The organism is Pandoraea morbifera (assembly GCF_902459575.1).
In the GTDB taxonomy this organism is placed as follows: Bacteria; Pseudomonadota; Gammaproteobacteria; order Burkholderiales; family Burkholderiaceae; genus Pandoraea; species Pandoraea morbifera.
Window position 1 is genome coordinate 391,235 of the sequence record NZ_CABPSD010000002.1, and the last position, 16,470, is coordinate 407,704.

The 16,470-nt window shown below is 64.6% G+C and carries 12 protein-coding genes; 6 read left to right on the forward strand and 6 right to left on the reverse strand.

Translation table 11 applies throughout. The annotated features are described in order from the left end of the window. Positions 1–214: 214 nt before the first annotated feature. The 3 genes from phnY to PMO31116_RS05210 form a co-directional block, all read right to left on the reverse strand. Complete coding sequence (phnY, locus tag PMO31116_RS05200) at positions 215–1,669, reverse strand: phosphonoacetaldehyde dehydrogenase (RefSeq protein ID WP_150565784.1); 1,455 nt, start codon at positions 1,667–1,669, stop codon at positions 215–217. A 113-nt stretch (positions 1,670–1,782) separates the two neighbouring features. Then, a complete protein-coding gene (gene phnA, locus PMO31116_RS05205; RefSeq protein WP_150565785.1) occupies positions 1,783–3,078 on the reverse strand; it encodes a phosphonoacetate hydrolase in 1,296 nt (431 codons plus the stop codon). Between the two features lie 73 nt (positions 3,079–3,151). Beyond that, the gene (locus PMO31116_RS05210; RefSeq protein ID WP_150565786.1) at positions 3,152–3,868 is read right to left on the reverse strand and encodes a phosphonate utilization associated transcriptional regulator; all 717 of its coding nucleotides are present in this window, start codon (positions 3,866–3,868) and stop codon (positions 3,152–3,154) included. A 390-nt stretch (positions 3,869–4,258) separates the two neighbouring features. Between PMO31116_RS05210 and PMO31116_RS05215 the strand changes: the two genes are divergently transcribed. From PMO31116_RS05215 to PMO31116_RS05240, 6 genes are all read left to right on the forward strand, one after another. Beyond that, the gene (locus PMO31116_RS05215; RefSeq protein ID WP_150565787.1) at positions 4,259–5,299 is read left to right on the forward strand and encodes a putative 2-aminoethylphosphonate ABC transporter substrate-binding protein; all 1,041 of its coding nucleotides are present in this window, start codon (positions 4,259–4,261) and stop codon (positions 5,297–5,299) included. 64 nt (positions 5,300–5,363) lie between these two features. Then, positions 5,364–6,446 carry a putative 2-aminoethylphosphonate ABC transporter ATP-binding protein gene (locus PMO31116_RS05220; RefSeq protein WP_150565788.1) on the forward strand — a complete coding sequence of 361 codons (1,083 nt, stop codon included), beginning with the start codon at positions 5,364–5,366 and terminating at the stop codon, positions 6,444–6,446. A gap of 7 nt (positions 6,447–6,453) precedes the next feature. Continuing rightward, the gene (locus tag PMO31116_RS05225) at positions 6,454–8,247 is read left to right on the forward strand and encodes a putative 2-aminoethylphosphonate ABC transporter permease subunit (RefSeq protein ID WP_150565789.1); all 1,794 of its coding nucleotides are present in this window, start codon (positions 6,454–6,456) and stop codon (positions 8,245–8,247) included. A 134-nt stretch (positions 8,248–8,381) separates the two neighbouring features. Continuing rightward, the gene (locus PMO31116_RS05230) at positions 8,382–9,515 is read left to right on the forward strand and encodes a 2-aminoethylphosphonate--pyruvate transaminase (protein ID WP_150565790.1); all 1,134 of its coding nucleotides are present in this window, start codon (positions 8,382–8,384) and stop codon (positions 9,513–9,515) included. A gap of 98 nt (positions 9,516–9,613) precedes the next feature. Beyond that, positions 9,614–10,030 carry a DUF488 domain-containing protein gene (locus tag PMO31116_RS05235; RefSeq protein ID WP_150565791.1) on the forward strand — a complete coding sequence of 139 codons (417 nt, stop codon included), beginning with the start codon at positions 9,614–9,616 and terminating at the stop codon, positions 10,028–10,030. A 230-nt stretch (positions 10,031–10,260) separates the two neighbouring features. Next, positions 10,261–11,637, forward strand: a complete 1,377-nt coding sequence (locus PMO31116_RS05240) for an MFS transporter (protein WP_150565792.1) — start codon at positions 10,261–10,263, stop codon at positions 11,635–11,637. A gap of 84 nt (positions 11,638–11,721) precedes the next feature. Here PMO31116_RS05240 and purU read toward each other — a convergent pair whose 3' ends face one another. The 3 genes from purU to PMO31116_RS05255 form a co-directional block, all read right to left on the reverse strand. Next, positions 11,722–12,594: a formyltetrahydrofolate deformylase gene (gene purU, locus PMO31116_RS05245; protein ID WP_150565793.1), complete on the reverse strand. Its 873-nt coding sequence runs from the start codon at positions 12,592–12,594 to the stop codon at positions 11,722–11,724. 127 nt (positions 12,595–12,721) lie between these two features. Further along, positions 12,722–13,573 carry an NUDIX hydrolase gene (locus tag PMO31116_RS05250; RefSeq protein ID WP_023597733.1) on the reverse strand — a complete coding sequence of 284 codons (852 nt, stop codon included), beginning with the start codon at positions 13,571–13,573 and terminating at the stop codon, positions 12,722–12,724. A 219-nt stretch (positions 13,574–13,792) separates the two neighbouring features. Continuing rightward, a complete protein-coding gene (locus PMO31116_RS05255; protein WP_150565794.1) occupies positions 13,793–16,282 on the reverse strand; it encodes a GcvT family protein in 2,490 nt (829 codons plus the stop codon). Positions 16,283–16,470: the final 188 nt, after the last annotated feature.

Genomic DNA, 16,470 nt, shown 5'->3' on the forward strand with positions numbered 1-16,470 from the left:
ACTGGCGTCGGGATGCGTATGAAGTTCACGCGTCATGCGTATCCCCAATCGGTACACCGTACACCAAATCGATCACTGCAACAATCGTGTCATCAAATTGTCACAATTTTCGGCTCGATTCTGCCAACCCTTGTTGCGTAAGGGGGACAGACGGGTGGTCGGTCTTCCGGCCACCCCCGCTTCCCCTGCGCATACCACCGCCCCCCTGACGGCTTCAAATTCCCCAGGGCAACGTGAAGGTCTTGGTGTTGGTGAAGCTTTTCATTGCCTCCTGCACACCCTCCTTGTAGCCCAGCCCCGAATCCTTGATGCCGCCGAACGGCGTCAGTTCGATGCGGTAGCCGGGCACTTCCCAGACGTTCACGGTGCCGACCTGCAGCTCGTTGGTGAAGCGCGTCACGTAGTCGAGCCGGTTCGTGCACACCCCCGAGGACAAGCCGAAGGCGGTGCCGTTGGAGATGGCGATGGCCTCGTCGATGCTGCCGAACGTGATGATCGGCGATACCGGACCGAACGTCTCCTCTCGCACCACGGTCATTTTCGGATCGACACGATCGATGACGGTGGGCGAATACAGCGCGCCGTCGCGGTGATTTCCCACCAACAGCCGCGCCCCCTGTGCGACCGCTTCGTTCACGCGCGCTTCGAACAGGCGGGCCGCCGCTTCGTCGATGACCGTACCCATGTCGTTGTTGCCGTCGGCCGGATCGCCGTATTTCCATGCGCGGGTCTTCTCCACCACCAGCTCGGTGAACCGGGCGGCGATGTCCTGATGCACGAGCATGCGCTTGACCGCCGTGCAGCGTTGGCCGGAGTTCTTGTACGAGCCCTGCACCGCGAGATCGGAGGCGCGATCGAGATCGGCGTCTTCCATGACGATCAGCGGGTCGTTGCCCCCGAGCTCCAGCACGATGCGCCGATACCCCGCCTTCGACGCAATGTACTTGCCGATCGACACACCGCCCGTGAACGTGATCAGGTCGATGTTCTCGTTGGTGATCAGCTCATCGGCGATCTCCATCGGATCGCCCGTGATGACCTGCAGCATCTCCGGCGGCAGTCCCGCCTCGTACAGTGTGTCGGCCAGGTAGTACGCCGAGAGCGGCACCTTCTCGGATGGCTTGAGCACCATGCGGTTATTGGTCGCGATCGACGGTGCCACCTTGTGCGCCACCTGATTCATGGGGTGATTGAATGGCGTGATGGCCGAGATCGCGCCCAGTAGCGGCTCGCGCTGCGTGACCACGCGACGCTTTTTGCCATGGGGCGTGAGATCGCACGAGAACGCCTGCCCATCGTCCTTGAGCGCCTCGCCGGCGGCAAAGCCGAGTACGTCGGCCACGCGGCCGATTTCGTAGACGGCATCTTTTTGGCACAACCCCGACTCCATCGTGATGATGGCTGCCGCCTGCGGGGTGCGCTCACGCAGCAACGCGGCAGCCTTCTCGAGGATATTCGCGCGCTCGAAACGCGTGAGCGTGGAGCGGAATTGCTTGGCGATCGAGAACGCGCGTCGCACGTCGTCGAGCGACGCTTTCGGCACGGTGCCGACGAGGTCGCCCGAGTACGGATTGAAGACTTCGATGATCCGTTCGCGGGTCACTTTCTCGCCACCGATGCGAAGCGCTTCGGCGCGGAATTCGGGGTGCAGCTTGTGCGGCGCGTTCATGGGGTTCTCCACAGCGTATCCAGCTGGACAGGGGCCCGGCCGCGCAAACATGACGAGGTTTGCGCGCCGTTGGTTCTCATCAAAAATCGTTCGGATGCGGCATCGGTCGCGCGTCAGACGTGGTTCAGCGCCACATCGAGAATGTCGAAGTTGCGCAGGCGCGCCTTGCCCGGAATGCCTTCGGTCTTGCGGTTGAAGAGCAAGGGCACCGTCTGCTCCGAGATGCCACCGTGCGAGCGCAGCGGCACGGTCAGCCCGGTCAGGTCGTGGCGGCTCGCGCTCGTGCCGAGCACGACCGACTGATCGCTCACGACCACGAGGTCGCCCACGCGATCGGGCGGCAGTTCAAAACGCGCGCACGCTTCCGAATTGGTCAGCACGACGTCGATACCCGGCAGCGCGGCGATGCGCGCGCGAATGGCGTCGCGATCGACTTCGCCCGGCAGGTAGATCGTGGCGTATGAACCCAGCGCGCCGTGATGCACCACGTAGGGATCCGTGATCGGCAGAATCACGCGCGCACCGCCAGCCTCCACGCCCTTGCCCAACCAGTCGTCGAGCAGATCCTGCAGGTAGACGACGTTGGGTTGCCCGGTCGCCGGATCGTGCTTGGCATTCATCCCGTGATCGGCCGTCAGACCGATCACCGCGCCCAGTTCGTCCATGCGACGCAGGTACTTGTCCATCATGGCGTAGAACGCGTTCGCCCCCTGCGTGCCCGGCGCCCACTTGTGCTGTACGTAGTCGGTCGTCGAGAGATACATCAGGTCGATCCGGCGCGTCTCCAGCAGGCGCACACCCGCCGCGAACACGAACTCCGAGAGCTCGGCGCTATAGACATCCGGCACCGGCATGCCGACCAGACCGAGCACGTCTTCGATGCCGTTCTCGCCAAGCGTGACCTGATCGGCTTTCTCCGAGGAGAAACAGATGCCCTTCATGCGGTACCCGAGCAGCTTGCGCAGCTTGTCCTTCGCCGTCACCACGGCCACGCTGGCGCCGGCGTCCGCGGCGGCAGCCAGCACGGTGCCCGCGCGCAGGTAGGCCGGGTCGTTCATCATGACCTCGGCGCCACGCCCACCGTCGGCGGATGGATCAAAGAAGTAATTGCCGCAGATACCGTGCACGGCAGGCGGCGCCCCCGTCACGATCGACAGGTTGTTCGGGTTCGTGAACGACGGCACCACGCAGTCGCCCTGAAAAACGGCGCCCTCGTTGAGCAGATGCGCAAGATAAGGTGCCACTCCGGCGGCCGCGGCCGCTTCGAGATATTCGAACTGGCAGCCGTCGACACACACGATGACGGTCGGCTGTTGCGGCAGCCGGTACTGGCGGCCGTTCACTTGAATCTGTACGGGCTGGGTCACGTCGGATCTCCTCAAGCGCCACTGGGTGACTGCCGCAGGCATCGTCGTTGGGGGCGACGGCCTGCCGGCGGCCGGGTGTTCAACACAATCGGTGCATCGATGGGCGCGGGCGCAATCAGCCCGCCTTCGCCTGCGTGCCCCCTCCCGGCGCACGCGCCAGGGCTTCGCGAATGCGGGCGCGGCCGCGCGAGAGGTGCTCGCGGGTGACCTGCGCCGCGCGCTCGGGGTCGCGTGAGGCAATGGCGCTCACGATGTCGCGGTGTTCTCGCTCCGACTTCGGCGGCGCGGACGTGTCCGCCGTCAGCGCCTCGTGACGGAACAGGCTCAGTTCCTTGACCAGACGGCGGTAGGTCTCGAGCAACTTGCGATTGCCCACCATCTCCACAAGCGCATCGTGAAACGCCAGGTTCAACCGGTAGTACGCCTCGCTGTCCCCCGCCTCCACCGCGCGGTGCATTGCCTCGACGGATTCGCGCAACCGCGTGAGCTGCTCCGACGCGATCGTCTCGGCCAGCGTACGCGCCACGTATTCGTCGAGCACGCCGCGCAGCGCGTAAATCTCCTCGGCCTCTTCCAGGGAGATGACCCGCACGAACACGCCGCGATTTTTCTCCGTGCGCAGTAACCCGGCTTCTTCCAGTGCGCGAAACGCTTCACGCACCGGCCCCCGCGACACCCCCAGGCGCCCGGCCACCTCGATTTCGTTGAGCTTGGTGCCGGGCGTGAGCGTGCCCGCCATGATCTGACGCTCGATCTCGTGCTGAACGAGCGTGGTGAGCGACTGACTCTGCAGCAACTCGATCGCCGTGGGCGAGGTGGGCTTCGGGGTCATACCGGTCTTCCTTTTCTCTGGACACTGCTCTGGACATTCATGCGATCCCGCGCTGCCACCCTTGCCAACGCCGTTGCAATTTGTGGCATACCGTGATTATTTTTGTTGTTGACATTCAAGCACAGCAATTTGTAGATTGTCAACAAAACACATCCGACATTGCAGGCAAGTTTGGCAACAACGTCGGGGTGAGTCGGTTGAGGCAACGACAAAACCCTATCTGAATCAATGATTTCCATACTATTGGAGGTATTTGACGAACAGATGACAAATGCAAAGGGTTTCAAGAAAAAGACATAATTTGCCAATAATATGCAACACAACACCCCAACAGAGGGCGTTGACCGACTCATTCACGCGATCTGGATTCGCGACCCACAGGAGCCATCCATGAACCAACCGTTGCGCCGTGCCATGCGCGTAGCCGCCTCGCTTGCCGCCGGACTCGTCTGCGCCGCGCAGGCCGGTCAAGCGCTCGCGAAGACCACACTCACCGTCTATACGGCCTGGGAAGTCGAAGTCATGCGACCGTATGCCGAGGCGTTCCAGAAAGCGAATCCCGATATCGATATCAAATACGTGCGCGACTCGACCGGCGTGGTCACCGCCAAGTTGCTCGCCGAGAAAGCCAACCCTCAGGCCGATGTGATCGCCGGACTCGCGGCCTCGAGTCTCGAGCTGATCAAGCAGGAGGGCTTGCTCACGCCATACACGCCCAAGGGTTTCGATCAACTCACGCGCGCCTACAGCGACAAGGCAACACCGCCTTCGTGGATCGGGCTGGACGTGTGGGGCGCCACGGTGTGCTTCAACACGGTGGAAGCGGCCAAGCGCAATCTGCCGAAACCGACCTCGTGGGAAGACCTGGCCAAGCCGATCTACAAGGGCATGATCGTGATGCCCAATCCGGCCACCTCGGGCACCGGCTTCCTCGACGTGACGGCGTGGCTGCAGATGTTCGGCAAGGAAGGCGGCTGGAAGTACATGGATGCACTCGACAAGAACATCGTCAAGTACACGCACTCGGGCTCGAAACCCTGCCGGGACGCGGGCGCCGGCGAATACCCGATTGGCATCTCGTTCGAGTTCAACGCGCATCGCACGAAGGCCGCGGGCGCGCCGATCGATCTCGTGTTCCCCAGGGAAGGGCTGGGCTACGACATCGAGGCGGCAGGCATAGTGAAGACCACCAGGAAGCTCGACGCCGCCAAACGATACATGGACTGGCTCGCCAGCAAGGAAGCCAACGAGATGTACGCGAAGGACTGGGCCATCGTCGCCTATCCGGGGGTAGCGAAGAAGTTCGACACCATTCCGGCGAACTACCCCGACATGCTCGTGAAGAACGATTTCACGGAGATCGCGAAGCAACGCGAGTCGGTGCTCGCCGAATGGCAAAAGCGCTACGGGGCGAAGTCCGAGAAAAAATAAGCGCGGCGAACGCGCCGGACACTTGGCCCATCGGACATTGCGAACCCTGCAGGAGGTCCCCCGAATGAGCGACGACACGTATTTGCACCTTGCCGGCATTCACAAACGTTTCGACCACACGGTGGTGCTGCACGACATCCACCTCAGCGTGCGGCGTGGCGAAATGTTGTGTTTCCTCGGCCCGTCAGGCTGCGGCAAGACAACGCTGCTGCGCATCATCGCGGGCCTGGAGGCCCAGACGCAGGGAACGCTGTCGCAGAACGGCCGCGACATCTCGACGCTGCCGCCGATGCAGCGCGATTACGGCATCGTCTTTCAGTCGTACGCGCTGTTTCCCAATCTGAGCGTTGCGCAGAACGTGGCTTACGGGCTCACGAACCGGCGCGTCGCGCGCGCCGAGCGCGACGCCCGCGTGGCCGAGTTGCTCGCGATGGTCGGCCTGCCGGACGCGGGCGGCAAATTCCCCGGACAACTCTCCGGCGGCCAGCAGCAACGCATCGCCATTGCGCGGGCGCTCGCCACGTCGCCCGGCCTGCTGCTGCTCGACGAACCGCTCTCGGCGCTCGACGCGCGGGTGCGCGTGCGTCTGCGCGGCGAGATCCGCGCATTGCAGCAACGGCTCGGCATCACCACGATTCTCGTGACCCACGACCAGGAAGAAGCCTTGTCGATGGCCGACCGCATCGTGGTCATGAACCAAGGCGTGATCGAGCAAGTGGGCACCCCCGGCGAGATCTATCAGCACCCGGCTACGCCGTTCGTGGCCGACTTCGTCGGCAAGACCAACATCCTGCCGGCCCGGCTCGGCGATGCGGGGCGCGTGCACGTCGGGCAGTACGAACTCACCTGCGGCACGCTCAACGGCTGCCGCAGCGGCGAGGACATTCGCGTGTTCTTCCGACCGGAGGATGTCCGTGTGCGCGATCTCGACGACCTCGACGACGAAGCCAACGTTTTCGACGGCGCGGTCGAGAAGATCGAGTTTCTCGGCGCCTACTCGCGTGTGACGCTGCGCATGCACGCTTGCGAGCATCCGCTCTACGCCGACCTCTCGCCTGCCGACATGCAGGCCTTGCAACCGGCCGCGGGCGGCGCACTGCGCTTTGCCGTGCCTAGCGCCGCCGTGCGCGTCTTCCGTCAGGGGTGAAGCCACGATGAGCTCCGTACCGTCCACACTGCGCAGCGCACCATCGGCGCACTCGGCCGACGACCGCCCCGGTCGCCTGGACCATCCGCCTGCGGCCACCGCGCGAGCAGTGCGGCTCGCGGCGCACTGGACCGATCGCCTGGCCCACGCGCTGTTGCTCGTCGCGGCGGCCGCGGGCGTGCTGTTCCTGCTCGCGCCGATGGGGGCGATTCTCGTCAAAAGCGTGCAGGACAACGACGGGCATTTCGTCGGGCTGCGGCACTTCCGCGAATACTTCCATTCGCCCGCCCTGCTCGGCTCGATCTGGAACAGCGTGTGGGTTTCCCTGGTGACGACGTGCATCACCGTGCCGCTCGCATTTCTCTTCGCGTACGCGCTCACGCGCAGTTGCATTCGCGGCAAGACGCTGTTGCGCAACATCGCGCTGATCCCGATTCTCGGCCCGACGCTACTGCCCGCGATCTCTTTCATCTTCTGGTTCGGCAACCAGGGGTTGCTGCGGCCGTTCATGGGCACCGTGGACATCTACGGCCCGCTGGGCATCGTGATGTCGCTCGTGAACGCCACCTTTCCCCATGCGCTCATGATCCTGATCACGGCGCTGTCGCTCACCGACGCGCGTCTGTACGAAGCGTCCGACGCGCTCGGCACACCGATGGTGCGGCGCTTTCTCACGATCACGCTGCCGGGCGCGAAGTATGGCGTGATCAGCGCGGCGATGATCGTCTTCACGTATGCGATTTCCGACTTCGGCATTCCCAAGGTCATCGGAGGCGACTTCAACATGCTCGCCACGGACATCTACAAGCTCGTGATCGGCCAGCAGGATTTCTCGAAGGGCGCCGTGGTGGGGCTCGTGCTGCTCGTGCCGGTCGGCATCACGTACCTCGTCGACTCGGTGGTGCAACGCAAGCAGCAGGCACTGCTCTCGGCCCGGGCCGTGCCTTACACGCCCAAGCCGTCGCGCCGCTTCGATGCGCTCATGGCCGTGCTGTGCTGGTCGATGGCGGCGATCATGCTCGCGATTCTGGGCATGGCGGTGTATGCCTCGTTCGTGAAGTTCTGGCCTTACAACTTCAGCCTGTCGCTCGGACACTACCGGTTCGGCCTGATCGAGAGCGGCGCGTTCGACGCCTACATGAACAGCGTGCAGATGGCATTCTGGTGCGCGGTCTGGGGCACGGCGGTCATCTTCGCCATCGCCTACCTGCTGGAGAAGACGCGCGGCATGTCATGGGTGCGCGGCCTGATCCGCATGATGGCCGTATTGCCGATGGGCGTGCCCGGCCTCGTGCTCGGCCTGGGCTACATCTTCTTCTTCGTTCCGGAATCCAATCCGCTGCATGGCCTGTACGGCACGCTGGCCATCCTGGTGATCGTCAACGTGGTGCACTACTACTCGTCGAGCCACCTCACCGCCGTGACCGCCCTCAAGCAGATCGATCCCGAATTCGAGTACGTGTCGGCGTCGCTCAAGGTGCCGTTCTACCGGACGTTCTGGCGCGTGTCCGCCCCCATTTGCCTGCCGTCCATCATCGACATCAGCCGGTATCTCTTCGTCAACGCGATGACGACGGTGTCCGCCGTGGTGTTCCTATACGCCGCCGACACGTCGCTCGCGTCGGTGGCCATCGTCAACATGGACGAGACCGGCTCGATCGGACCGGCCGCCGCCATGGCCACGCTCGTCGTGCTCACGTCCATGCTGGTCTGCCTGCTCTATCACGGTGTCCAGATCTTGGTGGAACGCTATACGCAGGCATGGCGACGGCCGTCGGGCATGGTCGGCAAAGGTCATTGAAGTTCGCCGCAAATACGAGGTTTCACGTATCGGGACCCGGCACTGTGTCCGCAGCTTCCGGGTCCGTCGCAGCACCGCATTTCGACGACGCTGTGACTTCTCTCGCTTGTTTCCCCGCTTGATAGGAGGCGGTCATGATTCTCGGTCAGGAACCGATTCTGCTCACCCCCGGCCCGCTCACCACGTCGCCGGCCACCCGACAGGCCATGCTGCGCGACTGGGGCTCGTGGGACGCCCAGTTCAACCGCATCACGGCGTCGCTGTGCCGCGACCTCGTGGACATCGTGCATGGCGGCGATGACTATGTCTGCGTGCCGCTGCAGGGCTCCGGGACGTTCTCCGTCGAGGCCGCCATCGGCACGCTCACGCCACGCGGCGCGCGGATCCTCGTGCCGGACAACGGCGCGTACTGCCAGCGAATTATCAAGATCTGCCGCTATCTGGGGCGCGACGCGATTGCCCTGCCCATTCCCGAGGACGCGGCGGCAAGCGCCGCCGCCATCGACGACGCACTGACGCGCGATCCGTCGATCACGCACGTGGCCCAGGTGCACCTTGAAACCGGCGCGGGCGTGCTCAACCCGCTCGCCGATATCGCGCGCGTATGCGAGAAGCACGGCAGGGGACTCATCGTCGACGCCATGAGCTCGTTCGGCGCCGTGGAGATCGACGCTCGCTCCATGCCGTTCGACGCCCTCGTCGCCGCGAGCGGTAAATGCCTCGAAGGCGTGCCGGGCATGGGCTTCGTGATCGCGAAGCGCCCGGTGCTCGAAGCGAGCGCCGGCAACAGCCACTCGCTCGCGATGGACCTGCACGATCAGTACGTCTACATGCAGAAGACCACGCAGTGGCGCTTCACGCCGCCCACGCACGTGGTCGCCGCACTACGCGCCGCCGTCGATCAGTTCCTCGTCGAAGGCGGCCAGCCGGTGCGCGGCGAGCGCTATCGCAAGAACTGCCGAACGCTCGTCGACGGCATGGCCGCGCTGGGCTTTCGCCCCTTCCTCGCGCCCGAGGTGCAGGCACCGGTCATCGTCACGTTCCACGCGCCGGCCGACAGCAAGTACGACTTCAAGGCGTTTTACGCCGCGGTACGCGAACGCGGCTATATCCTGTATCCAGGCAAACTCACGCAGCTCGAAACATTCCGCGTCGGCTGTATCGGTGCCATCGACGAAAACGAGATGCGCAACGTCGTGACGGCGATCGCGCAATCTCTGGCATCGCTTGGGATCCGTCAGGTCGCGCCGCTCACGCGCGCGGCGTGAGGCCGCGCCCCCGGCCTCGTCCATCGACGCGGCCGGGGGGCTCCGGTAAGCTTGCGGCTATTGCGCGCGAGTGCGCGCCCCTTTCCGAGGTGATCCGCATGCCATCGCCGAAAACCACCGGCGCCAGCGGCCGCGCCAAACACGCCGACATTCGCTTCAAGCGCGCTTACGACGCCCCCGGGCCCGACGACGGGCAGCGTGTCCTGGCCGACCGGCTGTGGCCGCGCGGGCTGGCCAAGGCCAACGCGCAAATCGACTTCTGGGCCAAGGATGTCACGCCCACCACGGAACTTCGCAAATGGTTCCACGAACATCCGGAACAGTTCGACGCGTTCCGTGAACGCTATCTGCACGAACTCGCCGCACTCGATGCCGACCACAACGTCACGTTGACCGAACTGCGCACGCGCTTGAAGGCGGGTCCGGTGACGCTCCTTACGGCGGCCCATCGGCTCGTCGAACACGACGCCCATACGCACCTCGACGTGCTTCGCGACTTCCTCGAAGCCAAGTGACCGGCGGCGTCTCGCCTCTCGAAACGTCGTATCGCGCCGCGACACGGCATTCCACCGACTGAAACGCGACGGCCTCGCGCGACGCCGTTGAAACCCCGCATGGCGACTGGATCGACGGGCAAGCCCGGCGGGCGGCGGGGAAGTTTGCTATAAGGCTCTGTGCGCCGCCGGCGCGTCATGCCCCTGTTCATGCGTTTTTTCGCGCTGCCGCGATGGCAGCGCCATGTCTCATGCTCGTTCCACTTATCGTTGCCTGCGCGCTCTTCATGGAGAACATGGATTCCACCGTGTTGTCCACCTCTTTGCCATTGATCGCGAAAGATCTTGGCGAGAGCCCGATCACGCTCAAGCTCGCCCTGACGACGTACCTCATCAGCCTGGCTGTCTTCATTCCGGTGAGCGGCTGGATCGCCGATCGCTTCGGCACGCGCAACGTCTTTCGCACCGCCATCGGCGTGTTCGTCCTCAGCTCAATCTGCTGCGGCATTTCCACGAACTTGCCCGAGCTCGTGATCGCGCGCTTCATGCAAGGCATGGGCGGGGCCATGATGGTGCCGGTGGGACGCCTCGCCCTGCTCAAATCCGTGGAGAAGCGCGATATGGTGCGCGCGCTCAATTACCTCACGATCCCCGCGCTGGTCGGCCCCGTGCTCGGACCCCCGCTGGGCGGCTTCATCACCACGTTCTGGCACTGGCGCTGGATCTTCTTCATCAACATCCCCATCGGCGTACTCGGTTTCGTTCTCGCCACCAAGTACATTCCCGATCTCTACGAGGAAGACCTGCCGCCGCTGGACGTCAGGGGCTTTGTGCTGTCGGGCCTCGGCCTGTCCATTCTGATGCTCGGACTCTCGACCATCGGCCGGCACCTGATTCCCACACCGCTTGCGCTGGGCCTCGTCGCGCTGGGCGCCGGGTTGATCCTGGTGTATCTGCGTCACGCGAGAGGCCTGGCGCATCCGCTGCTGCGGCTCGACCTGTTCCGCATTCCCACCTTTCGCGCGGGCGTGGCCGGCGGCACGTTGTTCCGCATCGGCGTGGGCGCCACCCCGTTCCTGCTGCCGCTGATGCTGCAACTGGGTTTCGGCATGACGCCCATGGAGTCCGGCGCGCTGACGTTCATCTCGGCCGCGGGCGCCATGTTCATGAAGACGCTCTCGCTGCGAATCCTTCAACGCTGGGGCTTCCGGCGTGTGCTCATGATCAACGCGCTGATCGCATCGGCCACCATCAGCGCCTACGGTCTGTTCACCGCGCAGACGTCGCATCTGGTGATTCTCGGCACGCTGCTGTTCGGCGGCTGCTTCCGTTCGCTGCAGTTCACCAGCCTGAACGCGATCTCCTACGCCGACGTGCCCGCGAACCGCATGAGTCAGGCGACGAGTCTGGCCAGCGTCGCCCAGCAGGTCTCGCTGACCCTCGGCATCACGATCGGCGCGGCCGTGCTGCAAACGTCGTCCTGGCTGCATGGGCGCGATCATGTGACAAACGTCGACTTCCCGTGGGCGTTCCTTGTCGTGGGGCTGGTCGCGATCAGCTCGACGGTGTCGATCGCCCGGCTCGAACGCGACGCCGGCAACGAACTCGCGCAGCGCAACGCACGCTGAACGCGCACGGCCCAAAACGAAACGCCCGGGACATGATGTCCCGGGCGTTTCGTTTTCGTCGCTCGTCCGTGCGCTTCGCGAAGCTCAGCGGAAGATCACCGTCTTGTGCCCGTTGAGCAGAATGCGGTGCTCGGCGTGATACCGGACCGCACGCGCCAGCGCCACGCACTCGACGTCGCGGCCGATGGCGGTCAGCTGCTCCGGATCCATCGTGTGATCCACACGCTCGACTTCCTGCTCGATGATCGGACCTTCGTCGAGGTCCGACGTGACGTAATGGGCCGTTGCCCCGATCAGCTTCACGCCGCGATCGAAGGCCTGGTAATAGGGCTTCGCGCCCTTGAAGCTCGGCAGGAACGAGTGATGGATGTTGATCGCGCGACCGGCGAGCTTCTTGCACAGATCGCTCGAGAGCACCTGCATGTAGCGGGCGAGCACCACGAGGTCGACGTTGTTCTCCTCCACGAGCTCGAACACCTTCGCCTCCTGCGCCGCCTTCGATTCCGGTGTGGCGTTCATCAGCGGCAGATGGTGGAACGGAATGTTGTAGCTCGCGGCGAGTTGGTAGAAATCCTTGTGATTCGAGACGATCGCCGGGATTTCGATGTTGAGCTGACCGGTCTTGTAACGGAACAGCAGATCGTTCAGGCAGTGGCCGATCTTCGAGACCATGAGCAGCACGCGCGGCTTGATGGCGGCGTCGACCAGCTCCCATTGCATTTCGAACTGCTCGGCGAGCGGCGCGAAGTCGCGTTGCAGCGAGGCGAGATCGGTCTGGCCCGGGCGCTGCTGGAAATGCACGCGCATGAAGAAGCCGCCGGTGAAGCGATCGTTGAACTGGGCCGAGTCGAGAATGTTGCCACCGCGCTCGACCAGGAAACCGGCCACCGTGTGGACGATGCCGGGACGGTCCGGACAGGACAACTTCAGAATGTAGCTATTTTCGATCGGTGCCATGATTGCTCCTGGGCAAAGGCTTGCAATGTCGTTGCAGTGTTGAAATTCTGTCGGTTCGGCGGCTTGTGGACCGCCCTCGTGGCGCGCGGCGTGCCGACGCGCAAAGCCGGGGTCGCGCGATCGCGCGCTATTCTTCCGCCGGCTTGAACAACGCCTCGATCCCGGGGCAGTCCTTTACGCGAATGGCGCCCTCGCGAAGCAGGAAGTCCAGGCTCGCGAGGCTCGCATCGACGGTCATCTTGCCCCGCGCGATCACGTCGCGAACGTCGCCGGCCGAACACAGCCAGTGCGCGCTCGCCTCGCCGTCCTGATTCACGGGCACGAAGCCGCGCGGCAGCGCGAGATCGTAGACGAAGATCTGCTCGGACTGCACGCCCTCGGGAATTTCCGCGAGGATGTGCAGCGTGCGGCCCGGCCGCGCCTCGTTGGCGAGATGCGCCGGAATGCCCGCTTCCTCCCAGCATTCCTTCACGAGCGTGTCGCCCACGCCGATGCCGTTGCCGATACCGCCCGCCGCCGCATTGTCGAGACAACCAGGGTCGGTCGCCTTGAGGACGCTGCGCCGTGCGATCCACATTTTCGGCGCTTCGCCCACGAAGCGCGCCGGCACGAAGCCGTTCACGTGCACGGCAAACGTGCGCGTGCCGAAAAAGCGCGATGCCGCCCGCTCGATCCACGCCAGCGGGGCGTCGTACAGCCGCTGGCGAATGGCGTAGCGCTCGTTGCGCCAGCCGGTAATGCGCCCCTCGGCAGCCAGCGTCTCGACCACCGGCGCGAGGGCCGCCGTGCGGGCTTCGCACGTGTCGTGGCGAGGATGGATGCGCACCGCGAGCGAACTGATCTCGAAGACGTCGGGCCAGCGGCACAACGACTCGACATCGCTACGGCGGACCCAGCCGTAACGCTGCGAACCGATCACGAGCGGCAGATGCGCCCTGTCGTCGAAGCGGCGCGCCGCCGCAATACAAGCAAAAGACATACGTCAGAGACCGGACGCGGCCCCCCTTTCGAGGCACGCGAAATCGAGGCAAAAGCGGCATTTTACAGAAGCGGCGACGAGTACGCCCGTGGCAGCGATTTCCCGGGACGCGAAGGCGGCGCCATGGTCCCGATGCCGGACCGGCGGGACGATCCTGCCGCCGTCGATACAGCCGCGCCACACCCGCTCGGGGACCGTGGTCCGGCACGCTCGAAGCCATCAGGCCTTCACGCGTTCGCCCTTTGGATCGTAAAGCGCGCACAGCTGCACCCTTGCGTCGATGCGTTCGCCCGCCAGATCGACCTGATAGCGTCCCGTCTCGACGTACGCGGCGCTCACCGCCCCGTCGGGATGGGTCACGAACGCCAGTCCCACCGGCGCATCGACGGTGTGACCGTAAGCCGCCGACGTGATGAAGCCGACCGGCAGGCCATCGCGCAACACGGCCTCGCCGCCCCACAGCATCTTGTCGTGAGCGCCGTCGAGCGCCACGCTCACGAGCCGACGGCGCACGCCGTTCGCGCGGGCCCGTTCGACGGCCGTACGTCCTGTGAACGGGTGCCCGCTCGCCAGCTTGCACGCGAACGTCAGTCCGGCCTCGACAGGATTGGTGTCCGGCGTGAGCTCTCGGCCCCACGCGCGATATCCCTTTTCGATGCGCAGCGATTCGATCGCATAGTAACCGGCGTCCTTGAGCCCCAACGCCCGACCTGCCGCATGCAGCGTCTCGTACACCCCTACCGCGAATTCGACCGGCACATACAGCTCCCATCCCAGTTCGCCGACGTAGGTCAGGCGCGTCGCGCGCACGGTCGCATAGCCAAGCCCGACCTCCCGGCTCGTGCCGAACGGAAATGCCTCATTGGAAAAATCGTCCCCGGACACTTGCTGCAACAGCATGCGCGAGTTAGGCCCCATCAACGCCAACACCGCAAACTGTCCCGTCACGTCGACGACGGTACAGCGGGCGTCGCCCGGCAGGCTCGCGATGCGTCGCTCGAGATAATCCATGTCGCGCGTGGTCTGCGCCGAACCGGTCACCATCAGGTACTGGTCCTGCGCGAGGCGCGTGAGCGTGAAGTCCGATTCGTAGCCGCCACGCTCGTTGAGCATGGCGGTGTAGACGGTGCGGCCCGGCGGCACGGCGACATCGTTAGCGCACAGGGCTTGCAGCACGGCCTCGGCGTCGCGTCCCTTGATGAGCAGCTTCGAGAACGAACTCATGTCGAACAACGCCACGGCTTCGCGGCACGCACGATGTTCGGCGCCGCTCCACGCGTGCCAGTTCTGTTGACCGAATCGATAGTCGATGCGCGCTTGCGCGCGCGTCGGCGCAAAGAAGTTGGGCCGCTCCCAGCCCATCTTGCTGCCGAAGCACGCGCCCTTGGCCAGCAGCGTGGCATACAGCGGCGAGCGCCGGAACGGCCGCGCGGTATCGAGTTCCCGGTTCGGCCACGGCATCGCGTAGTGCAGCCCGAGCGTCTCCTTCACGCGATCGTGCAGCCAGGCGTCATTGCCGTTGAAGCCCGCAAAACGGCGAATGTCCACGGGCCAGAGATCCATGGTCGGCTCACCGGCCACGATCCACTCTGCGAGAGCCATGCCCGCGCCGCCCGCCGACGCAATGCCCATCGAATTGAAGCCCGCGCCCACGTAGAAATTGCGCAGCGCCGGCGCCTCGCCGAGGATGAAGTTGTTGTCCGGCGTGAACGATTCCGGCCCGTTGTAGAACTGGCGTATCTGTGCGGTCTCGAGCGCCGGCACCCGAATCAGCGCGTTCTCCATCAGGATCTCGAACTGGTCCCAGTCGTCGGGTAGCAACTGGAACTCGAAATTCTCCGGAATGCCGTTCATTCCCCACGGCTTGGCGTTCGGTTCGAAGCCGCCCATCACCAGCCCGCCGACTTCTTCCTTGAAATAGATGTAGCCGTCGGGATCGCGCATGACCGGCAGATCGGTATGCACGCCCGGGATGCGCTCCGTGACGATGTAATAGTGTTCGGCCGAATGCAGCGGCACCGTCACGCCGCACATCCGGCCGACCGCCTTGGCCCATTGCCCCGCGCAGTTGACGACGATGTCCGCATCGATGCGGCCGGTCTCGCCCGCCTTGTTGCGCCACGACACGCCCGTCGCCGTGCGTACGCCATTGGGGGATGCCGTGTGGATGTCGGTGATTCGCGTGTGCTCGGCAATGCGCACGCCTCGCTGACGCGCACCGCGCGCGAGCGCCTGCGTGAGATCGGTCGGGTTCGCCTTGCCGTCTCCCGGCAGCCAGACCGCCCCGATGAGGTCGTCGGTGCGCATCACCGGCCAGAGTTCGCCCGCCTCTCGCGCGGAGATCACGTCGCATTGCACGCCATAGGCGCGCGCCGCGGCCGCCGTTCGCTTGAGCTGCGTCATGCGCTCCTGCGTACGCGCCACCGACAGCGAGCCGCACGGCTTCCAGCCGGTACCCAGCCCCGTCTCCGCTTCGAGCTCGCTGTAGAGCTTCGTGGAGTAGCGAATGAGCTTCGTCATGCTCTCCTGCGAACGCAACTGCCCCACAAGCCCCGCCGCATGCCATGTCGTGCCGCAGGACAACTGCCCCTGCTCGAGCAGGACGATGTCTGTCCAGCCAAGCTTTGCCAGGTGATAAGCGACGGAACAGCCGACGATGCCGCCGCCGACGATGACGACGCGGGCGTGCGTGGGCAGTGCTGAGGTCATGGTGAGGCTCCCGGGTTGGCCCGCGCCGAGACGGCGTTCGCGCGACGGGCAATGTCGTGTGCAATGCCCCGAGATTACGCAAAGCGCACTTCATTTGCAATAATTTGCAAAATAACGACAAACAATGCAACAGATAAATGCGACACACCTATGTCATCCCCGCCGGGCATGGCGGGCAGCCGGACGTC